This window comes from Nodosilinea sp. LEGE 07298, from assembly GCF_015207265.1.
Classification (GTDB): domain Bacteria; phylum Cyanobacteriota; class Cyanobacteriia; order Phormidesmidales; family Phormidesmidaceae; genus Nodosilinea.
The window spans coordinates 1-21,313 of sequence record NZ_JADEXE010000092.1; the positions used below are offsets into that span (position 1 = coordinate 1).

Genomic DNA, 21,313 nt, shown 5'->3' on the forward strand with positions numbered 1-21,313 from the left:
CCCCTACTCCCCCGCTCCCTCGCTCTCCCTAACTACTACTCACTAGGTAATTCCTATGCAAAACCTCCCCGCTTCCTCCCGCTGGGCCACCTGGCTCAATGGCAACTACGTCGTTCGCATACTTGAGTTGGTTCAAGACCTGATCGTGATTTCGCTCTGCATTGGGCTGTTCAGCTTCATGGTGATGCAGCTACGGGGGATGTTTCTTTCGCTGCTGCCGCCGCTCAATTTTCCCGAGGTAACCTCCGACATTCTGTTTTTGCTGATTTTGGTGGAGCTGTTTCGGCTGCTGATCATCTATTTGCAAGAGCATCGGGTCTCAATTGGGGTGGCGGTCGAAGTGTCGATCGTGTCGGTGCTGCGGGAAATTATTGTGCGCGGTGTGCTCGATACTCCCTGGACCCAAGTGCTCGCCAGCTGCTCGTTCTTAGTGGTACTGGGGGGGCTGCTGGTGGTACGGGCTTGGATTCCGCCCACCTTCGACGGCATTGACCCAGAACAGGAGGTGTCGCGTCGCCACCGCATTCGCTTTGCCCACGACATCGCCGATATCGCTGAACGGGACACCGTTAAGCCGCCGCTCGACTGATCATTCCCCTACTGATCGGCCCCTAGCCTGGCCCATTCAATATCTCCCATTGGCTCAACAACCCCTACCTAAGCTTTTCCTATGACTTTAACTACTTCCGCCCCCTCTCTGCCGACCACGTTTCGACCTCGCGATGTGCAGGTTGCCACCATTGGGCCTCAGTCTCAGGTGCTGCGATCGCGCACCTGGGACCGCCTTAAGTTTGAGGTGGAATATAGCCGCCAGCGGGGCACCACGGCCAATGCCTACTTGATTCAGGCCGATAAAGTGGCTCTAATCGACCCCCCTGGCGAATCGTTTACCGACCTCTTTTTGACGGAGCTACAGCGCCAGGTGAATCTGGCGCAGATTGATTACATCGTCACCAGCCACGTCAACGCCAACCGCCTAACGACTCTAACCCGGCTGCTGGATCTGGCCCCCCAGGCCCAGATTGTCTGTTCGAGGGCAGCGGCCAATACCCTCAAGCTGGCCCTGGGCGATCGCGTTGACCGCCTTTCCCCGGTACGCTCGGGGGACACCCTGGATCTGGGCCAGGGCCATCTCCTGGATTTTGTAGGGGTGCCCACGCCCCGCTGGCCTGACGGGCTCTGCACCTACGACCCGGCCAGCCAAATTCTCTTTAGCGACAAGCTGTTTGGCACCCACCGCTGCGACGATGCCCTCTGGGACGAGCAGTGGCGACAGCTAGAGGACGATCGCCGCTACTATTTCGACTGTCTGCATAGCCCCCAGGCCAAACAGGTGGAAACGGCCCTAGATCTAATTGAGCCCTGGCCCATCAAAACTCTGGCCCCCGGCCACGGCCCCCTAGTGCGCTACAGCCTCAGTCGGCTTAGGCAAGACTATCGCCAGTGGTGCCAGCAGCAGGCCCAGCAGCCGCTGCGGGTGGCGCTGCTCTACGCCTCGGCCTACGGCAGTACGGCTCAGATGGCCAATGCGATCGCCCAATCCCTCAATGCCGCCCAGATTGCCGTCGAGGCGATCAACTGCGAGCAGACCGACCCCCATGCGCTGATTGACATCCTCAGCCAGTGTGACGGCTTCATCATCGGCTCTCCTACCCTAGGCGGCCATGCCCCGGTGCAAATTCAAACCGCCCTGGGCTTGATTTTGGCCAATGTGCCTAAAACTAAGCTGGTGGGCGTATTTGGTTCCTACGGCTGGAGCGGCGAAGCGATCGATGAGCTGGAGCGCAAGCTCAAGGATGCCAACTATCCCTTTGGCTTTGAGCCTCTGCGGGTGCGCTTTAGCCCCGATCCTACGGCCCTAGAGGCCTGCGCTAGGGCGACCGCTCAGTTTGCCCGCAGCCTGCGCAAGCGCCAGAAGCAGCAGGCCGCTCGACCCGCGATCGCAGAGGCCCAGAGCGATCGCACCGGCCAAGCCCTGGGCCGGATTATTGGCTCTCTCTGCGTCCTGACCCGCCAGCAGAACGGCATCCACTCGGGCCTGCTGACGGCCTGGGTAAGCCAGGCTAGCTTTAGCCCCCCTGGCCTGATTATTGCCCTGCCCAACGAGGCCGACGACCTGGGCCAAATTCCGCCGGGCAGCAGCTTTGGGCTCAACATTCTCAAAGAAGGACGAGCCGTGCGCCGCCATTTCTCTACTCGCCAGAGCACAACTGCCGCCTTCGACCACCTTCCCTTTACGCTCGCCGCCAACCACTGCGCTATTCTGTCCGACGCGCTGGCCTATGTCGAGTGCGTTGTCGTCGAAGCCTTACCGGTCGGCGACCACACCTTGATCTACGCCACGGTTGAAGGCGGCGACCTGCTAGCTCCCAACGGCATTCCCGCGATTAATCACCGTCAGTCTGGCCATCAGTATTAACCCCCTCCAGCTCCACACTCCTAACCCCCATGCACAAACTCCACCACACCCACCAAGACGGCTGGGCCGTTCACGTCTATAGCTGCGATCGCCGTCTGCTGTTTACCCTTGAGCCCTCCCACGGCTGGGCTTTTGCCGCCGGTACTGTACTGAGTCTGGCGGTCGCGATCGTGGCCTACAATCTGCCCTCTTCGGGTATACCTCCAGCCTATAGCCAGCCACCCTCCGACCTGACCGCCCCCTTACAGATCGATTAGGGCTTTTTTAGCCCTGGCTGAGGTGTTCTCTGACTATTTCTCTGTGCTTGAGGCCTGCTGCGATCGCAGCAGGTCTCAGGCGTTTGCCCACGATCAATGGAGGACAGTTAATTAAGCCTTGCCTCGGCTAACCGCCTTGGCCCTGCGGACCTACAGGGTTAAGCAAACCTAATAAAACATAGAGAAAACTTATATATAAATCCTGTTGCTATTCACTTAGTTTATCAATTAGAGTTAAATCAGTTACAGCACAAGCACAGCTTAAGGAGACATAGCACCCATGAGCCCCACCACAGTTACGTTTAATTCCAATTGTTCTACCGCCAGAACCCGCCAGGCTTCTTTGGAAACTCGGTTGCAGGCCGCCTTCGAGCACGCCCGCCGACTAACGACCATGTACGGAGCTGGCAGCGTCGAAGTTGCGATCGCCTGGGAAACTGTCGAAGAACTGCGCGATGCCCAACTAGGCCAGCAAACAGCCGCACCCTCAACCTTTGATCTCTACTGTGCGGCCAACCCCGACGCGCCTGAATGCCGCGCTTACGACGTCTAGGCTTTACCTGCTCAACGACCTCGTTCCCTCAACCCTCACCAACACAGCATCAAGCGGGATCTACGGTCCCGCTTTTTTGTGGCCTAATGCAAAATCCGCTGTGAGAAACTCCGATCAAAACAGGTATGCCGTAGGGGCAAACGGTCGTTTGCCCTTAACCAATCGAGGGTAGACAACTAGGATTTAGGATTAAGATGCGGTGTGCTGCCAGCTTATTCTTCGTAAATCATTTTTCGGATCATGCCACCGTCGATCACAATGGTTTGCCCAGTAATAAAGCCTGCGGCCTTAGACAGCAAGAACTGAGTCATCTCGGCCACATCTTGGGGTTGACCGACCCGCCCGACGGGGTGCTGGGCCTGATCAATCGGGCGGAGATTAGCGTCTTGCGGGGGGTGCTGCCAGGCAGACACATCAATCCAGCCGGGGCTGATACAGTTGGCGCGCACCTCTGGCCCCAGGCTAATCGCTAGCGCATGGGTTAGGGCAACAATGCCCCCCTTAGAAGCGGCGTAGGCCTCGGAGTGGGGTTCTGACTGAAAGGCGCGGGTAGAGGCAATATTGACGATTGCGCCCTGGGTCTGCCGCAGATGGGGGACGGCGTGTTTCGCCAGCAGAAAGCAGCCGGTCAGGTTCGTGCCGATCCACTGGTTCCAGTCGGCCAGGGCTAAGTCTTCAACGGGGCCGCTATGCGGGTTAGCAATGCCAGCGTTGTTGACGAGGCCATGGAGAGCACCAAATCGCTCGATAACAACCCGGACAAAATGCTCCACATCGCCCTCGTTGGCCACATCACAGGGGACAAAGAAAAAAGAGTCTTCAAACTGGGCCAGGGCCGCCTGGGCCGCCGCCCCTGACGCTTCATTGATATCGGCAATGGCAACCCGCCACCCGTTGTGCAGCAGGTGTGTAGTAATGCCCAAACCAATGCCCTGTGCGCCTCCAGTCACGATCGCGGTAGGCTTCGGGTCTAACGGGTTCATAGCACTAGCCCCAGATGAGATCAGCATCTGATCACTTTAAAGGCTCAGCCAGAAGATTGCAGATGATGCGTGGGGTGGCGCGTGGGCCAAACGATTACTCGCCCAGGGCAGCAAAAATATGCAGCATGGCTTCCCCTTGTTGCCGCAGGTCTTGCAGGTAACGGGCACGCTCTGGGGTAAGGTGGGCAGCTTGGCCCAGGCGATCGACGTAGGCCAGTATGCTGTGAACAGACTGGGTAGCCGTACTCAGTGAGGGCTCAGAAAAATTAGGCTGATATGATGCCTGTCTAATCAACTGTTCTAGACATTCTTGCTGGGCAATAGCCTGCTTCTGCAACTGTTGAATCGTGAGATGATGCTGCACCCGCGCCTGCACTTCAACAGGCAGAAAGGGTTTGGTAATGTAATCAACGCCTCCCGCTTCAAAAGCCCGAGTTTTGTCGATCGCTTCGTCTAGAGCACTAAGAAAAATAATGGGAATATGCTGAGTCGATGCATCAGCCTTGAGCTGTCGACACACCTCAAACCCATCCATTATCGGCATGCGAATATCGAGCAAGATGACATCGGGTGGAGCAGCTCTAGCCCCAATTAAGGCCATCGTTCCATTTCTTGTTGCCCTAACTCGATGGCCCTGGCTAGCGAGAGTATCTGACAAAATACGAATATTATCTGCCAAATCATCCACGACCAAAATGTCGCCCTGGCAGACAGAGGGAGTAAAAGTCATGCATTCATGAACAAAGTTAACTATAGTAGAATTTTTTTAAAATGGGGAGTTTACGCATATCTATGCATTATACAAAATAGTTATATGGAAAGTATAAGAATGGCTGACAGATCAGTCGACTGACAGATAAGGCGACTTTTGGAAAATCGTTTGAAGCATCAGGCATTGGCGGCTTGCTGGAGCAAAGCGTGGATGATGTCGAAGGCAAAGTTGTGGCAGTGCAAATCGAGCAGATCGGCTAGGGGGCTGTGGTCGGAGGGGAGTTGGGTAGCCAGCTGGGTAAGGCGCTCGTTGTCGAGACTGAGGGTAGCTTCGGAGATCTGAGTGAAGAGGCCGGGGGGCAGCGTGCGCAGGGCGGCGATCGCCTCAGCATCGGCCCTCGGTTCGGCGGGCACTGCCGCAGGTTCTAGGCTATGGGCATACTGTACCCCCAGGTGCTCGGCCAGCTTAGCCAACACGTAGTTGAGCTGAAAGGGTTTGCGCACAAAATCATTGCAGCCGTGAGCGATCGCCTGGGCACGGTCTTCTTCAAAAGCGTTGGCAGTGAGGGCAATAAGTTTAGTAGGGGGTAGGTTCGCAACCTGTTCCTGCTGGCGAATATAAAGGGCTACCTCGTGGCCGCTCATACCGGGCATGCGCATATCGAGCCAAATCAGCTGGGGTTGCCAGCGCTCCCATAGGGCGATCGCCTCCTGACCATTCCTGGCTTCACAGACCTCAAAACCGATTGAACCCAGCAGCTGGGTCAAAAGCTGCCGATGGACGTCGTTGTCGTCAGCTACCAAAATGCGGTAGCTGGGTTGCCCAGGGGCAAGCTCGGCAATCTGAGTAGGCAGCGCCACCGATCTAGAGACATCTACCGCGTTGGCTACCTGCACCTGGATGGTAAATGCAAAGGTAGACCCCAGGCCAAGCTGGCTTTCGACCGTTAGGGCACCCCCCATCAGCTGTATAAACTGACGGCTAATCGATAGCCCCAGCCCGGTGCCCTCATACACGCCAGTACCCTGGTCCATCTGCACAAAAGGCTCTAGCAGGCGATCGAGGTTTTCGGCAGCGATGCCAATGCCGGTGTCGCTAACGGCAAAGGTAATCGATAGGGTGCTACCGACAGCCGGGCGATCGCAGATGGCCTGTACTGGGGTCACCCGTAAACAGACTTGCCCCTGGGAGGTAAATTTGATCGCGTTGCCAATCAGGTTGATCAACACCTGGCGCAGTTTGGGTTCATCGCTGTACAGGTAGCGGGGAATGGCTGGATGGCGATCGACTGTCAACTCCAGCCCTTTGCCCCTGGCCCGCAGGTGGAACATGTCTTCCAGGCTGCTCAGTAGGGTGTCTAGATCAAAACAAAATGGGTTAAGGCTGATCTGCCCGGCCTCAATTTTGGCCATTTCCAAAATGTCGTTGATCAAATCGAGCAGGTGCTCACCGCTGCGGTTAATAATCTCTAGCGATTGACGGGTGCTGCTGCCGAGGGCAAAGTCGCGGGCCATCAGCTGAGAAAACCCTAAGATGGCGTTGAGCGGCGTACGCAGCTCGTGGCTCATGTTGGCCAGAAACGTGCTTTTGGCCTGGCTGGCCAGCTGGGCCGTCTCCATCGCCTGCTGCAAGGCCACAGTACGGTCTTGCACCCGCTGCTCTAGCTCCTGATTGATGGTTTTGAGCGCTTCTTCGGCCTGCTTGCGTTTACGAAGTGCTGCTCGCTGCTCGCTGATGTCTTCGTAGCACCCGAGCACCCCTACTACCACTCCATCAGTGTTGGTCAAAGGTACTTTGCTGGTCCGAATCCAGATATCCTCGCCGGACAGGTGGGTCGTAAGTTCTTCGTAGCCCAGCTCTGGTACTTGGCTAACCATAATTTTGACATCATCAGCCCGGTAGGCCTCGGCATAGGCAGCCCAGGGCAGTTCGGCATCGGTTTTGCCAATAATTTGCTCAGGGGTAAGCTGATAATCATTGGCAAAGGACGGGTTACAGCCCAAAAAGCGAGAGTCGCGATCCTTCCAAAACACCCGCTGGGGAATGGTATTTAGCACCATTTGCAACATGTTGCGCGATTCTTGCAGCGACTGTTCGGCCTGTTGACGGCTGGCATCCAGCCGCGCCCGATCGCGCATATCTCGACCAATCATGGCGATGCAGAGGGGAGCGTGGGTTGCGGGGTCGTGCACCAAAAACAGCGTCTGCTCGGTCATAATCTCCTCCCCAGTTTGGCTATCGAGCAAGGTCGACTCGCCGCGCCAATAGCCTTGACTGACCACAATGGGTAGGGTCTCTCGCTCAAACTGGGATACCGCCGCTGGGCCGAGAAAAGCGGTCCAGGGTTGGCTAATGCCAGCCTCAGGAGGCAGGCTTAACAGCTGTCGCCCAGCCTGATTCAGGTAGAGCAACTCACCGCTGAGGCTGGTCATACCAATCAGGTCGGTGCTGTTTTCGACAATGGCCGCCAGCTTTTGAATGTCCTGGGTGCGCCGCTGCACCCGCTGTTCGAGTTCGCCGTTGAGCTGCTGCAAGGCCAGTTCGGCCTGTTTTAGGTCGGTAATGTCGGTGGTGGTGCCAAAGAAGACAGTAGGCTGGCCCTGGTCATCGCGGCGCAGCTGCCCCCGTCCCAACATCCAGCGCAGGGAGCCATCTTTGTGCAAAATACGATACTCAACTACAAAGTCAGGGGTTTTACCACTGAGATAGGCTTGAATAGTGGCGTCTACGCGATCGCGATCCTCGGGGTAAACAAACTGGTCCCACTGGCTGATGTCATTGCTGATTTCGGCATTGCTATAGCCAGCCAGGGCTTTTTTGCTGGGGTCGATATAGCCGCTGTTGGTGCTTAAATTAATTTCCCAAACGCCAGCTTTGGCGGCCTGGGTAGCCTGGCGGTAGCGGTCTTCGGCCTGGGCCAACGCTAGTTCGACCTCTTTACGCGCCGTAATGTCGGTCACCCGCACCAGCAACAGGGCCGTGTCGGCAACGGTAATCGGCTTGCCAGCCAAATTACCCCAAAACCGCTGGCCCTTGAGGCTGACGTACTCCACCTCAGCTTCCCAAAACCCATGCTGAACCATAGTTTGGCGAGCTTCAGCCAGTTCTGCCTCGGTAAAAGGCCGACACTGTAGCGTGTTGCCAACTCGGCCAATTAGCCTGGCCTTAGTCTCGGCCTCAAACAGCGCCACCGCTTGATCGTTGCAGTCGACAATCAACTCAGTTTGAGGATCGACGACAAACAGAGCATCGGTAGATTCGTTGAAAACAGCCTCTCGTAGATCGCGGTTGCGGCGCAGGTCTAGCTCAGCCTGTTTGCGATCGCTGATATCGCGCACATAGCCATTCCACTCCGAGTCGCCATTCTCTAGCTGCCAGAGGTATAGGGCCTCGGCCTGCAACCACTTCACCTCGCCACTGGGGGTAAGAATGCGAAACTCAGCTTGAAAACCCCGATCGGGATGTTGAATTGAGGCTTCAGCGCAGGCCATCAGCAGAGGCATATCCTCGGGGTAAGTCAACTCCCACAAGCGGCCAGAATTGGCCATAGCCGCCTCGGCGGTGATGCCGTAGAGAGCTTCGCACCCTGGGCTCATATAGGTGAAGGCGTCGGTGCCATCGGCGCGGCGCAGGTAGCGATACACCACTCCCGGCAGGGTTTCGGCCAGCTGTCGAAAGTATATTTCGCTCTGCTGCTGGGCCAGCTCAGCCATTTTGCGATCGCTGACGTTGCGCACCATAGCCAGCACCCAGTTGTCCTGGTAAGGCACAATACGCACCTCCTCGTACTGAATGCGATCGCCAAACCGCAGCTGCTGCTCAAACCGCTGCGGGGTTCCGGTGTCTAGGGTGCGCTGAATAGCGGCCCGCCACTGCTGAGCCAGCGCCGCCGGAAAAATATCGCTCAGGTAGGAGCCGATAATCTGGGATGCCTCAACAGAAATCAACTCGCCGTCGAACTGGTTGTACGAAAAATCGACGTACTGCCCCTGCTCTGTCAATACCGTCATCACGTCGGGCACTGCTAAGAGAATCGCCTGCCGCTGGGCTTCACTAGCCCGCAGCGCCATAGCCGTTTCGGGATGGTCGATGGGATCAGGGGTGGCCAGTTGTCGGTTGAGATCGCTCAGGTGGGTAATGTGCTGGTTAGCCGCCGCTAGCTCAGTGCGCAGTTGCGCTAGCTCTTGCTCGTAGCGGTAGCGCCGCAGCGCCTCGGCAACCGTCAGCCGTAGGTCAAATTCATGCCACGGCTTGGTCATACAGCGATAGATTTGCCCCGCAGGCACCAGGGCTGCGATCGCCCCCATATCCTCCACATCCACCACCAGCAGCAGCGCCCGAGGAAACTGGCTATAGAGCGCCTCGATCCAGGCGGGGGTGATCAAAGCCTGAGCGGCAATCACCAAGGGTAGATCTGGGTCAGTGCCGCCGATCGCCTGGATTTGGGCGATCGCCTCCGAAACGTTAGCGGCCAGGGCAACCTGGTAGTCTAGCCCCTCCTCCACTAGCTGAGCCCGGACAAACTGTGGTGTCAGGGGGTTGTCGTCAACACAGAGAATGGTCGCCATAGCCAGGAGGAATAGACACAGTTGAATCAGGCAGCACACCGCAAGTTGGCAGACGGTGCGATAGGTAGAAAATGCTCCCCCAGCTGAGGCAGGCCAGTCAACGCCTCAGGCCGCAATGTCTTATACCGCTGTAACTCAGCCTCAAGGCGTTTGCAGATCGCTTCGCCAGCACAGAATTTGGCGACATAGATCCGCTCACTCCCCCTTCAAGCCTGACCCTCTGCCATCATGCCCATGCTCGATGGATAAACCTCAACAGATTGGCTCTGGGTCAACCCAAAGATCATAACTCCAGAGCGTGGTTCTGCATTTATACATCCCAAGGCACGGCCCATCAGGAAACGCTGTTTGGGATTGCTGGCCACAGGCGTAACGTAAACACTCAGTGTCTTTCATAGAGACGAATAGAGACAAACGGCCATAAAGCCTTTGGCTGGCCTGCGCCTACACCCTACCTACATTCATGCTTCAGTTCAGCAACGCCCGCTAGGCTTCATCATCAGCTGATTCAGAAACTCGATCTGCTTTGGCATCTGCTCGGGGGGCACCTGTTGAAACATCTTTTGGAGTAGCCAAACAAACCCGATTGCCGCCCAGTTCCTTGGCCTGGTACATAGCCGTATCAGCCTCGACCAGCAGAGCATCCACCGTTCTCGCCAAATTGGGAACCTGGCTAGCAACCCCCAGACTCAGGCTAACCCGCTCACAATCCGATCGCGGTACCTCAAGCCGCAGGTTGGCCATAGCAGCCAGTACCTGCTCGGCCACCTGGTTGGCTCCCTGGATATCGGTATGGGGCAGCAAAATAGCAAATTCTTCGCCGCCATAGCGGGCAACCATATCAGCGGGGCGCTTGACAACCGCGGCGATCGCCTCAGCCACCCGCCGCAGGCATTCATCCCCAACGGCATGGCCGCACAGGTCATTGAACCGCTTAAATCGGTCTATATCGCCCATAATTAGCGAGATTGGCTCCTGCATGCGGGCCAATCGTAGCCATTCTGCCTGCAAATATTCGTCAAAGGCGCGTCGGTTAGCCAGATGGGTCAACCCATCCTGGGCGGTTAACACCTTTAGCTCGGCGATAGTAGCCTGCAGCTGGGTCACCACCTGCTTGTACTGGGTAATGTCTTTGAGGTGAGCCACTAGGCCATCGCCCAAACGACTGGCCATCAGCTCAAACCACAGGGGAATCTCGCCGTTGGGTTCACAGAGCAGCTCGTACTGAAGTGACTCGTGCTGCTCTACCACCTGAATGAACAAATTCAGTACATCGTCACGGGGGCAATTGCTCAAAATCTCGGAGAGGGTAGCCCCGGCCAGCTCAGCCGACGATCGCCCCACCCAATTAGACAAAGCAGCGTTGCCCAACAGCCACTGAAAATTTTCAATTTCTCCTCGCTGGTTGCGAATTGCCCTAAAGGCGGCAATGCCGTCAGACAGGGAGTTGAATACCTGACTCAGCAGTTGGTAAGACTGCCCAAGCTGAGCCAACGACTGCTGCTGGTCCTCATTTTCCTGGTGCAGGCGACGGTTTTCACTCAACAGCTGCAGCTGCAGCTGTTGAGCCTGCAAGTGATACCCGACTCGCGCTAGCACCTCGTCAATTTGAAAGGGTTTAGCAATGTAGTCGACGCCCCCCAGCCCAAAGGCCTTCACCTTATCCTCAGCGCCATCTAAAACACTGAGAAAAATCACTGGAATTTCGCGCGTTCTAGTGTTGGCCTTCAGCCATTGACACAGTTCGTACCCATCCATCTGGGGCATACGAATATCCAACAAGACCATATCGGGCAGCGCTCTTTGCACCCGAGCCAGCGCCAGGGCAGCACTTTTGGCACAGCACACCAGGTATCCCTGCGAAGACAGGGCTCTCAGCAGCAGTCGCAGATTATTGGGAGTATCATCCACGACCAAAATTTCTTTTGGCCTTCCCCTCTGGCCCACCAGCGCAGAATCATACGACATAACCACAGGAACTCACTCGATCTTCAGTAAGCGATTGTAGTGTTTATTACTCTCATTTGTAAGCGTATTATTCGTGATTTTGGGCTTCCACCTCTACCCAAAACAGGTTGAAAATTTTGATATTTGCAGAATTGCCCTAGAGCATGTCATCAATTCCGGCTAAAGTCCTGATGATATCAGCATTGCCACGCCCCATAAAATAAGCTAAGGGCTGTAACCTCTAATTCTTGGGCTATCGGCGGCTGATTGATGACAGCCCCTAGCTATGAACGGTAAAAACGGCCACGAGTGCTTTAGTTCTCTAGGTACATATCTAAAAAACCACACGCAGATAGCTCGATAGTATTAACGCCAACTTTTTGAACAATAGCTGTGAGTTTATAGAAGAAATTCTTGCAGTTTTTACTTTTGCCCTCCAAGCTCTGAGCGATCGCGGTGCAATACAAAAAAGAACGGTTGGTTTACCCCCTTTAGATCCATCAGGCCAAGCACTGTATTGTCATTTATCTTGCGAAAAATATCGTTAATAGGCAGGGTGTCATAGATCATGGTTGCAGATACTTTGCCCCGATAGTGGGTCAAGCGCAGCCGCGCGCAGGACCGTTTGGTAGAGACTAGACCAACACCTAGTTGAAAAATGCGTCCCCCAGCCTTTGATTTTGGCATTGGCAGGCGATCTAGCCACTGAACGATTGGCAGCGCCCAGAGCGGATTAACGTTGGTTGTGCCGCCACCGATTGTCTTGAAAACTAGGGGATGAACCTGCTCGGCATTCTCGAACCGCTTGCCGTACCAGTGGTAAGCCTCAAGTGCATGGTCTAGGGGGTGCCCAGTGGGAAAGCTTTCTCCTCGCCACGCGCCAATCAGCTCGCTGACATCGACGGTATCAAGGCTGTCGAAAATCTCCAAGGCTTCAGTTGGGCTAGCGTTGCCGATAGTAACAGCTTCCAAAAATGTCGTCACGCGGGTAATTGCCAATCGTACAGAATGGTTTGGTAGCTAAGAGGACGTTTGAAAAGTCCTACTTCTTGTAGCGAAAGTGGAGATCCCCCTAAATCCCCCTAAAAAAGGGATACCTTTACCCTCCTTTTTTAGGGGGCCAGGGGGGATCGACCGGTGACTAAAGCTACAGCGACCCACTTTTCAAACGCCCCCTAAGGTTTTAGCGGCTCAGGGAAAGCAGACGCCAGTAACGGCTGTAGCCACGGCCAAACCTCGCTGCGACCACCTCTCACTGTAGAGCATCGGCCGCGTAGCCAAATCCGCTACAAGTCATAGACGGCTAGGAGAGTTGAAATTTTGCATGTCTACAGCATTGTTAAGTAGGCAAGCGTAATTAAATATAAGTCGATGTAAGTTGGGTTGAGGCACGAAACCCAACGCCCGCATGGGTTACGCTATCGCTAACCCATCCTACATTTGAATTGGCCAACTCACTTACCATACAGCTCTCTAGTGATAGCTGAAGCCAATATTTTACTCCCAAACAAAAGCCCCCCATATTGGAGGGCTTTGTGTTTGAGGAGGGCTCGTCCTAGGGGACGAGGGCAGACGATACCGAGTTTCTGCAACCTCTCGTTTACACCTGACTTAGTACTGATATTGAGCGGCCGATCGCGTGTAGTCTCGCAGTGGAATAGCGCGATTTAGGGCCATGTTTTTAGCGAACCTAAACAGGCTGTCGTAGTTGCGCTGGCTGCACACCAGACGCCCCTCGCCTGAGTAATGGCTGCCATTATCACGGAGCTCAACGACCAAATCAGAGATGTAGACAGAGAAAGTTCGAGTTGCAGCGTTCATCGGTTTCACGACTTTGTTGTAAGAACTATTGAGTGTAGTAACGATTCTTCATAGGCCAGGCCAAACTCAAGACGGAGACCAGATGCCACCTGGGAAATACCCTATCTAGATTCAGACCAGAGGCTATGGCTTAGACCAGCAAACTATCAAGCGGTCTCGATATTTGCGGGGTCTACGTAGTAGCAGGCTGCACTGTCTAGGCAGATGCGAGCCCAGCCAGCATCGCTGACGCCAACCAGTTCGTAGGTTGTTTCTTGAACAAAAAAGCCGCGATGATCCCTGGTGCCAGGCAGCACAGAAAAGCGGTAGTTACCGTCATTTTGAGTATTCATAGTGGTTTCTAAGAAAGGATTTAATGGGACAGGAAACCTTTCCTGCACCTCAATCTTAGATGAAGCAACTGTGAAGCAAGTCTATTTCTTGCGAATTAATTTTAATCTTTACCTTAAGTTTCGAAATTGTTACCCCAAATACGTTTGCGGCCATTCCTTCATTAATAAACATAACGATCGCGAATTTGAGCTGTGTGCTACAGCGCCACAATGCGCTCAGCCACCCGCAGCTTGGCCGATCGCGCCCGAGGGTTTTGGCTAATTTCAGCGTCAGTTGCGATCACCGGCTTTTTGGTGATGACTTTGAAGTCGGGAGAGTCTTTGAGCGTATGCTTAACCAGGCGATCTTCCAGACTGTGGAAGCTGATGAGGACCAATCGTCCGCCGGGGGTAAGCCAGGTTGGGGCGAGCTTAAGCAGAGTTTCTAACACCTCCAGCTCGCGATTGACCGCAATCCGCAGGGCTTGAAATGTGCGGGTAGCGGGGTGAATGCGGCCATAGCGGTAGCTGCGCGGTACACAATATGAAATCGCCTCGGCCAGGTCGGTGGTGGTTTGCCAGGGGCGCTGGTCAACAATTTTGCGGGCAATCCGGCGCGACAACCGTTCTTCGCCGTAGGTGTAGATCAAGTTGGCCAGCTCGGTTTCATCCCAGTGGTTGACGATGTCGGCGGCGGTGAGATCTTGGCGCGGGTCCATACGCATGTCGAGAGGGGCACTCTGGCGAAAGCTAAAGCCGCGATCGCCCACGTCGAGCTGCACCGAACTCACCCCCAAATCGGCCAAAATACCGCTGAAGGGCGCACCCGAGGGTTTGAATTCAGCAAAGTTACCGTGCCAGTAGGTAACGCGGTCACCAAACTCGGCCAGGTTAGCCTGGGTGGCTGCGATCGCCATATCATCTTGATCAATCGCCACCAGGCTCACCGTAGGATCGGCCTCTAAAATCAGCCGACTGTGACCGCCGCCGCCAGCCGTGGCATCTAAGTACCGCTGACCGGGCTGAATATTGAGGCCCTCGATCACCGCCTCAGGCAGTACCGGCACATGATGAAACTCTGGCTCTGCCATCAGTAATCTCAATCTCTACTTAGGATCGCAAACTCAGGCGATACCCTTTAAGATACTCAAAGATACAGCACAACTAGCCGCTGGCGTTTGAGTAGCCCCTATGTCAATCATTGAAACCAAGACAGAACCCATGGTGCTCAACATGGGACCGCACCACCCCTCCATGCACGGGGTTCTGCGACTCATTGTCACCCTCGATGGCGAAGACGTACTTGACTGCGAGCCGGTGATTGGCTATTTGCACCGGGGTATGGAAAAAATCGCCGAAAGCCGTACCAACGTTATGTTTGTGCCCTACGTTAGCCGCTGGGACTACGCGGCGGGCATGTTCAACGAAGCGATCACGGTTAACGCCCCCGAAAAACTGGCCGACATCGAAGTACCCAAGCGGGCCAGCTACATTCGCGTCATCATGCTGGAGCTGAACCGGATTGCCAACCACCTGCTGTGGCTTGGTCCCTTCTTAGCCGACGTGGGTGCCCAAACTCCCTTCTTCTACATCTTTCGCGAGCGCGAGATGATCTACGACCTGTGGGAAGCCGCCACGGGCATGCGCCTGATCAACAACAACTATTTCCGCATTGGCGGCGTCGCTGCCGACCTCACCTACGGTTGGATCGACAAGTGCCTCGACTTCTGCGATTACTTTTTGCCCAAGGTCGACGAGTACGAGAAGCTAATTACCAACAATCCCATCTTCCGCCGCCGCATTGAGGGGATTGGCACCATTTCTCGCGACGAGGCGATCTCCTGGGGGCTGTCTGGTCCCATGCTGCGCGGCTCCGGCGTCAAGTGGGATCTACGCAAGGTCGACCACTACGAGTGCTACGACGACTTCGACTGGGATGTGCAGTACGAAACCGGGGGCGACTGTATGGCCCGCTACCAGGTACGGGTGCGCGAAATGCGCGAGTCGGTAAAAATCATTCGTCAGGCCTGCAAGGGTCTGCCCGGCGGCCCCTTCGAAAACCTGGAGGCCAAGCGCATGGCCGAAGGCCCCAAGTCGGAGTGGAACAGCTTTGACTACCAGTTCATCGGCAAAAAAATTGCCCCTACGTTCAAAATTCCGGCAGGTGAGCACTATGTGCGCTTAGAGAGCGGCAAAGGCGAGTTGGGCGTCTTCATCATGGGAGACGACAACGTCTTTCCCTGGCGGTTTAAGATTCGCGCGGCCGACTTTAACAACCTGCAAATTTTGCCCCACATCCTAAAAGGGGTCAAGGTAGCCGATATCATGGCCATTCTAGGCAGCATCGACATCATTATGGGCTCGGTAGATCGCTAATCAATATCGCTCATCAATCAAGTAGGGCCGCACCCCAACCCAGGTTTTTGAGCCGATAGATTACTATAGCGATGGCAGCCTTGCCTGGGGAATGGGTAAGGCAATTGCCATCTGGCTAGGGTTCGCCGCCGCTGGTCTCCTGTTCCTGATTGTCCCGTTGCCTGTGACCTCACTGCCTTCTAGTTCATCTCGTCACCTTGCTCGACAGCGCCGTATTCAGCAGGTGAAACGGCGGCGGGCAACTGTTGCTCTTTTGCTGCTGTTGGCGATCGGGGTACTGGGGGTGCGATCGCTGCCTCGCCCGGCGCTGCGACAAATCCAAGAGACCGTATGGGTTAGCCATCCTGAACCACTGGCGATGGCTGGAGGAGACCCCTACATTCGTGCCCTCATGCGCACCATTTCTGCCGCCGAATCTAACACCAACCAGCCCTACAACGTGCTCTACGGTGGCGACATGGTCCAGCAGCTCAACCGCCACCCCAACATCTGCATTGAGATTGTGGCTGGCCCCAACCGGGGGTACTGTACCACCGCAGCCGGGCGCTACCAGTTTTTAACCGATACCTGGCAGGAAAAAGCCCTCCGGTACCACCCTAAAGCCTCTGCCTGGTTTAGCGCTTGGGGAGACTATAGCTTTGACCCCGAGTCGCAGGATGTCGTGGTCTACAACTGGCTCAAAGATACCTCGGCCTGGGATCTCGACATTCCTACCGCCCTGCGCGATGGTCGCCTTGACGAGGTTCTACGCCGCCTTTCTGGTACCTGGACTAGCCTCGGCTATGGTATCGAGTCCAATAGCATGACCGCCCGGCTGCCCCGCATCTACAGCAATTTGCTCAAGGAAGAGCTAGCGCTGTCATCCTCTGGTCGATTACCTTAAAGCGGCTGGGTTGGCTGAGCGTGAATGCTTTTGGCCAGAGGGGCCGAGGGCAGCTGACGTTCAATACCAGCGTTGCTGCCCAACTCGATGTCTTCGTCGGCGAAGGTGTTGGCCGCCGCTACTCCCCCAGCAATCGTCAAGGCCGCTGTTACAGCCGTAGTCATGCTGGTTAGGACACTCACAAATCCCCAAAACGTTCAAACGTTTGAACGTTCAGCTAGAAAATGTCTCAACCGGCCTGGCTACAGTTATAAAAGAGCCGTCAATCGCTGTTTTAGGCGAGGTATGCTGCGCTGCGGGCTTTTGAATCTCGGCTTCAACATCGTCAATATCAATGAAGATGTCTTCTTGCACAGCGGGGGGCAACTGAACCTGTGTACCTTTGGTTTGTTTGGCCTTGGCCAACTCATCGATCTGGTGCTGGTGCCCGGTATGGTCAAAACCCGCAACGATCACCTGCGGCGGCAGTATTTAGCGGAGTGGGGCGAAGATGGTTTGGTGATGCCAGTGCCGATAGATCGAAATTTGGTCGCGGCCCAAAGCGTTGCACAGCCCCAAAATGACTCAATGCAGCAGCTTTTGAGGGCGGCCCACGCCAATGGGGGCAGGCTCTCAAAGGCGCAGGTAGCCCTGCATACCGGACTGAGCACAGAGCGGGTAGACGCCCTAATTCAGGAGGCGCTGCACTGCGGCTATGCCGATATCACCAACGATCCAGACTCTGGAGCGGTGCGCTACGTGTTCGATGTGTAGTGGATGCGATGGTCAAAGACCGGCACAGGGGTGCCAACGCTCATTCCCTATCCCCAGCTCGGCGTTGCTGGATTGAGGCATGAATTCGGGGAAGGGCAAACGACCGTTTGCCCCTACCAGAGGCGTTGAATTGTTGACTTATACCTGAGTTCAGCCCCCGTTCTACTGCGCCTTCATCCAGGCGAGGCATTTCTGCATGTGCTGGTGCATGGTGGCTTTGTCGGCGTGGTGGCGGCGACCGTGGCCGGGCAGCACCCACTCAAAGTCATAAGCGGCCAGCTTTTCCATCGACTTAATCTGCTCAGGCCACGAGTACCAGCAGACGGTGCGAAAGGCGTGAAGCTGATGCAGCCGCGCCGACCAGGCCAGGTGGTCGCCGGTAAACAGCACCCGGTTGTCATACAGCAGAACCGTATGCCCTTTGGTGTGGCCCGGCACCGGAATAATGGTGAGGTCGGGCGCTAGGTCCACCGGGTCGGTGCCCTGGAGCTGAATTTCGACGGCTGCGGTGCCACGGTTGATGTCGTCGGCGTGGAGAATACGCTGGCACCCAAACCGCTCATGAAACTGCTGATGATCGGCCACATCATCCTGGTGGGTGAGGTAGAGGTAGCGTACGCCGCCCAGGGCTTCGAGTTGCTTGACCAGGGGGGCGGCAAAGCGGGGCGAGTCGACCAGCACGTTTCCCTCGGGCCGCTGAATCAAATAGCTGGCCGCCCCGTAGGACTTTTCGGAGTGGTAGCCGCAGTGGTAGACATTTTCGGTAATGGGGATGGGGAAGCTGACCTGGGCCGCCTTCATATCTTTGGGCGGCGTGACGGTGCCAATGGAGGCCGTAGGGCAGGCCAGCACCGCTTGCAGCGCAGCCAGCCGTTCGGCCTCGGTTTCGGGCTGGTGAAAGACCGCCGACTGCTCGTCGTCGCGAGAAAAGATATCCGGGGCCATCCAGCGGCAGGTATCGCAGTCAATACAGGAGCTATCGACGTAGATATCGCCCGCTACGTTTTGGGGGCGGCGATCGCGTAGGTGAGCCATGGTAATTACCCATCAATAGGTTGAGTCTATCGCTGGGGAGGGGCAACTGTGGGGCGGCTGTAGGGTGGGCACTGCCCACCATTGGGGCAACTGTTTTCTAGCAGTCGCCTTAATCTCGGCCAAAGAGCCGCTTCAGCGGATTGGAGGCAATTTGTCCCAGCGGAGTGCGAGTGCGCTTCGCGGCCTGAACCGGGTCGTCAGCGGTGAGAATGTCAACGGCGCGATCGAACTGTTTGTCGCTGTCGGATTGATTGGTGTTAGAGACAAAGGTGGCAGCCGGTGCGTCGGCCTGGGCGTCAGACATAGCCGTTTGGTAGGCCTGATTTAGACTCGGCAGACTGGCCGCGATCGCAGGCAGTTCCAAAATTCGAGTTTCTAAGCTCTGACCAATAGCATGGAGCTGCTTTTGTAGCCCCTCGGGCAGGGCGCTGTCTTGTCGACCCAGGGCGGTGATAAAAGCGGTCAGCGTTTTTTCTTGTTGAGGGTTTAAAGTAGGCATGATTATTAAGGTATAAACAGTACTGCAAAAGGGGCGATTCCCCAGAGGGGACGCTGCGCGATCGCAAGGTGCTTATGCGATCGCCTGACGCATCAAAACCAACCCCGATGGCGCGTTGGGCGATTGCTAAAATACGCTCTACAGCGCAGCTTAGATCGAGGTTTTTAATTTAAAGGTCTTGCTCTTTGATAGTAAGAAACTTTGCCGGGGGTGATGTCGGTTCATGACATAAATCCCACCCTGGGCAGAGCCGTTTGCTGTGCCGAATGATTGCGCGCCTCAGCGGATTCGCTACCCCTTACCGAGGCGGAGCTTGGGTACCAGGGTGGGGTGTGGGGGCTGTAGCCAAAATTGATGTCATGCCCTAGGGGCGTTCGGCGTGGATGTAGTCAACAAACCAAAACTTGGGCTCTAGCCCAAAGCGCAGCCAGGCGGCGACCCCCAGCCCCAGCAGGCCCAAACCCACCAGAGGCACACCGGGCCAAAGCCGCCAGGCATCGGGCAGTATCGCCACCAGGGCCAGGCTCGCGACAAAGTAGATCAGCAGACCCCACTGCAGGCGCTGAACAGTCTTGAGGGCACTGCGGCAGCTGTGGCAGTGCTGCGTATGCTGATGGTAGCGATCTAGCATTTGGCGATGGTCTGGGGATGGGGCCAGGTCTAGGGTCTGGGGCTGCCAAAAGGGACGGTCGGGCAGATAGCGATCGCACCATTTGCGAAATTCAATCACCATGCGATCGGCGGTGGCGGGCAGTTTGTAGGCCGTCTTCCAGTCCTGGGTTTGCAGCTGCTGCTGTAACCGCTGCGCCTGCTGGTGCAGCAACACCATATCGCCATCCAGCACGGCATTGCGGGTTTTAACGTGGGTCCACCAGCGGGGCATAAGCCGGTGCAGGGTCAAGGCAAAATTGCGGGGAAACTGGGCCACAATTCGGCACTTGCCAGGGACCGTTGGCACGCAGTAGGTCACCAACCCCACCTGATTGCCCTGATCGCCAAAGTTAATGACATATTCCACCCGGCAGGGGGGCTCAAAGGTAATGTGGCTATTGAACCGGCCTGTAGATTCTGCTTCGATGCGCTCTGGGGTCGAGGTGAGAATTTGCAGCGGCAGCGGCGCAGCCTGGGAGCGCTTGCCCTGAATGCCGTGGTGGGCAAAGGGCACGTGGGTGGGGTCAACCACGTTTTCGACCAGCGTTTGCCAGTCGTATTCCAGGTCGCGCACGTAGGAGTCCCACACAAAGCCCTTACCGGCATCGATTTGAGGAGACAGCGGCAGCGGGGTTTGCTGCGCTAGCTCGGCACTCTCGGCATCGGGCCAGACCCACAGCAAATCGTTCGCGATCTGGGTGGGGAGCACCGTCGCACAGAGCTGGGGCTGCTGGTCGGGGTGAAAGCCCGCCTCGGCCTGGGGCACCGACTGGCACACGCCCTGAGCATCAAACTGCCAGCCGTGATAGCTACACATCAGGTGGCCACTCTGTTCGTCTATGCGGCCTTCACTCAGGGGGGCCAACCGATGGGGGCACTGATCGACAAAGGCCTGATAGGTGCCAGAATGCCGTGGCTGCCAGATCACGATCGGCACGCCCACGACCGTGACGGCGGTGGGATAGCTGGGCCTGAGGTCAGCGACGGGGGTCACTGGATACCAGTGCTGGCTGAAGTTGAAGGCGTCTGTCATCGGTAGGGGCGATCGCGCTTAGGACGACTAACAGTCACGGTCTGCCCACCCTTGCACCAGACCAGGGTCAGCAGTTCTCGAAGATGACTGTAGCAGGTTGGCCCCGGCTCAGCGACGAATCGCAAAAAAGTGAGATATGGATTGCGCAGTTTTATGGCAATGCGGCAGAACCATAGCTGCGATGAGGCTTTAAGCATTGTGCGTGGGTGTGGGAGTGCCAGCATTGGGATTCTGTGGGTCGTGTGTGCGTGGTGCGTGTGCCAGCGTTGGGGCTCTGGGTGTCAACGTCGGGACTTTGGAGGTCAACGTTGGGTCTCTGAGTGCCATACATGGGTCTGCGAGTGCCAGCGTTGGGTCTCTGGGTGGCATCGTTGGGACTCTGAGTGTACCCCTGTTAAGGTGAACGTTTGTTCTCCTTTTGCTTGAGGAGCCGAGCGGTGGCAACATGGGGATGCTTCGGATTAAACGGCTCCTTTTTAGCAGGTTTTTTGGGACCTCTGGGAGAGGACGAA

The 21,313-nt window shown here is 56.1% G+C and carries 20 protein-coding genes; 7 read left to right on the plus strand and 13 right to left on the minus strand.

Annotated features, from left to right (window positions below; all coding sequences use genetic code 11):
- The first annotated feature begins 55 nt into the window (after window positions 1-55).
- The 4 genes from IQ273_RS14185 (at window position 56) to IQ273_RS14200 (ending at window position 3,229) form a co-directional block, all read left to right on the plus strand.
- Window positions 56-589, plus strand: coding sequence for a phosphate-starvation-inducible PsiE family protein (locus tag IQ273_RS14185; RefSeq protein ID WP_194023829.1), 534 nt, complete (start codon window positions 56-58; stop codon window positions 587-589).
- 81 nt (window positions 590-670) lie between these two features.
- Window positions 671-2,419: a diflavin flavoprotein gene (locus tag IQ273_RS14190; protein WP_194023830.1), complete on the plus strand. Its 1,749-nt coding sequence runs from the start codon at window positions 671-673 to the stop codon at window positions 2,417-2,419.
- 29 nt (window positions 2,420-2,448) lie between these two features.
- A complete protein-coding gene (locus IQ273_RS14195; RefSeq protein WP_194023831.1) occupies window positions 2,449-2,676 on the plus strand; it encodes a hypothetical protein in 228 nt (75 codons plus the stop codon).
- Window positions 2,677-2,956: 280 nt separating this feature from the next.
- On the plus strand, window positions 2,957-3,229 hold the full coding sequence (locus IQ273_RS14200; RefSeq protein ID WP_194023832.1) for a Calvin cycle protein CP12: 273 nt from the start codon (window positions 2,957-2,959) through the stop codon (window positions 3,227-3,229).
- A gap of 212 nt (window positions 3,230-3,441) precedes the next feature.
- On the opposite strand, the gene IQ273_RS14205 is transcribed toward IQ273_RS14200, so the two are convergent.
- The 8 genes from IQ273_RS14205 to rsmH all read right to left on the minus strand — a co-directional run bounded on the left by IQ273_RS14205 (window position 3,442) and on the right by rsmH (window position 14,662).
- The gene (locus IQ273_RS14205; protein WP_194023833.1) at window positions 3,442-4,212 is read right to left on the minus strand and encodes an SDR family oxidoreductase; all 771 of its coding nucleotides are present in this window, start codon (window positions 4,210-4,212) and stop codon (window positions 3,442-3,444) included.
- A 94-nt stretch (window positions 4,213-4,306) separates the two neighbouring features.
- Window positions 4,307-4,942 (minus strand): response regulator, encoded by a 636-nt coding sequence (locus IQ273_RS14210; RefSeq protein WP_194023834.1) that lies wholly within the window; start codon window positions 4,940-4,942, stop codon window positions 4,307-4,309.
- A 158-nt stretch (window positions 4,943-5,100) separates the two neighbouring features.
- The gene (locus IQ273_RS14215) at window positions 5,101-9,492 is read right to left on the minus strand and encodes a PAS domain S-box protein (RefSeq protein WP_194023835.1); all 4,392 of its coding nucleotides are present in this window, start codon (window positions 9,490-9,492) and stop codon (window positions 5,101-5,103) included.
- Between the two features lie 486 nt (window positions 9,493-9,978).
- On the minus strand, window positions 9,979-11,460 hold the full coding sequence (locus IQ273_RS14220; protein WP_194023836.1) for a diguanylate cyclase: 1,482 nt from the start codon (window positions 11,458-11,460) through the stop codon (window positions 9,979-9,981).
- 402 nt (window positions 11,461-11,862) lie between these two features.
- Entirely contained in the window at window positions 11,863-12,438 is a 576-nt protein-coding gene (locus IQ273_RS14225) for a DUF4334 domain-containing protein (RefSeq protein WP_228053015.1), read from the minus strand.
- 612 nt (window positions 12,439-13,050) lie between these two features.
- Window positions 13,051-13,260 (minus strand): hypothetical protein, encoded by a 210-nt coding sequence (locus tag IQ273_RS14230; protein WP_194023837.1) that lies wholly within the window; start codon window positions 13,258-13,260, stop codon window positions 13,051-13,053.
- A gap of 146 nt (window positions 13,261-13,406) precedes the next feature.
- Window positions 13,407-13,592 (minus strand): hypothetical protein, encoded by a 186-nt coding sequence (locus tag IQ273_RS14235; protein ID WP_194023838.1) that lies wholly within the window; start codon window positions 13,590-13,592, stop codon window positions 13,407-13,409.
- A gap of 197 nt (window positions 13,593-13,789) precedes the next feature.
- Window positions 13,790-14,662 (minus strand): 16S rRNA (cytosine(1402)-N(4))-methyltransferase RsmH, encoded by an 873-nt coding sequence (rsmH, locus tag IQ273_RS14240; protein ID WP_194023839.1) that lies wholly within the window; start codon window positions 14,660-14,662, stop codon window positions 13,790-13,792.
- 100 nt (window positions 14,663-14,762) lie between these two features.
- Between rsmH and IQ273_RS14245 the strand changes: the two genes are divergently transcribed.
- Window positions 14,763-15,947 carry an NAD(P)H-quinone oxidoreductase subunit H gene (locus IQ273_RS14245; RefSeq protein WP_194023840.1) on the plus strand — a complete coding sequence of 395 codons (1,185 nt, stop codon included), beginning with the start codon at window positions 14,763-14,765 and terminating at the stop codon, window positions 15,945-15,947.
- Between the two features lie 163 nt (window positions 15,948-16,110).
- On the plus strand, window positions 16,111-16,830 hold the full coding sequence (locus tag IQ273_RS14250; protein ID WP_313898114.1) for a glycoside hydrolase family protein: 720 nt from the start codon (window positions 16,111-16,113) through the stop codon (window positions 16,828-16,830).
- On the opposite strand, the gene IQ273_RS14255 is transcribed toward IQ273_RS14250, so the two are convergent.
- Window positions 16,827-16,994: a hypothetical protein gene (locus IQ273_RS14255; protein WP_194023841.1), complete on the minus strand. Its 168-nt coding sequence runs from the start codon at window positions 16,992-16,994 to the stop codon at window positions 16,827-16,829. The two genes, IQ273_RS14250 and IQ273_RS14255, sit on opposite strands and share 4 nt — an antisense overlap.
- Window positions 16,995-17,115: 121 nt before the next feature.
- Between IQ273_RS14255 and IQ273_RS14260 the strand changes: the two genes are divergently transcribed.
- Window positions 17,116-17,583 (plus strand): hypothetical protein, encoded by a 468-nt coding sequence (locus tag IQ273_RS14260; RefSeq protein ID WP_194023842.1) that lies wholly within the window; start codon window positions 17,116-17,118, stop codon window positions 17,581-17,583.
- 162 nt (window positions 17,584-17,745) lie between these two features.
- On the opposite strand, the gene IQ273_RS14265 is transcribed toward IQ273_RS14260, so the two are convergent.
- The 4 genes from IQ273_RS14265 to IQ273_RS14280 all read right to left on the minus strand — a co-directional run bounded on the left by IQ273_RS14265 (window position 17,746) and on the right by IQ273_RS14280 (window position 20,998).
- Entirely contained in the window at window positions 17,746-18,618 is an 873-nt protein-coding gene (locus IQ273_RS14265; RefSeq protein ID WP_194023843.1) for an MBL fold metallo-hydrolase, read from the minus strand.
- Between the two features lie 109 nt (window positions 18,619-18,727).
- Window positions 18,728-19,117: a hypothetical protein gene (locus IQ273_RS14270; RefSeq protein ID WP_194023844.1), complete on the minus strand. Its 390-nt coding sequence runs from the start codon at window positions 19,115-19,117 to the stop codon at window positions 18,728-18,730.
- Between the two features lie 364 nt (window positions 19,118-19,481).
- On the minus strand, window positions 19,482-20,801 hold the full coding sequence (locus IQ273_RS14275; protein ID WP_194023845.1) for a Rieske 2Fe-2S domain-containing protein: 1,320 nt from the start codon (window positions 20,799-20,801) through the stop codon (window positions 19,482-19,484).
- Window positions 20,798-20,998, minus strand: a complete 201-nt coding sequence (locus IQ273_RS14280) for a hypothetical protein (RefSeq protein ID WP_194023846.1) — start codon at window positions 20,996-20,998, stop codon at window positions 20,798-20,800. The genes IQ273_RS14275 and IQ273_RS14280 overlap by 4 nt, the downstream gene beginning before the upstream one ends.
- Between the last annotated feature and the right edge of the window lie 315 nt (window positions 20,999-21,313).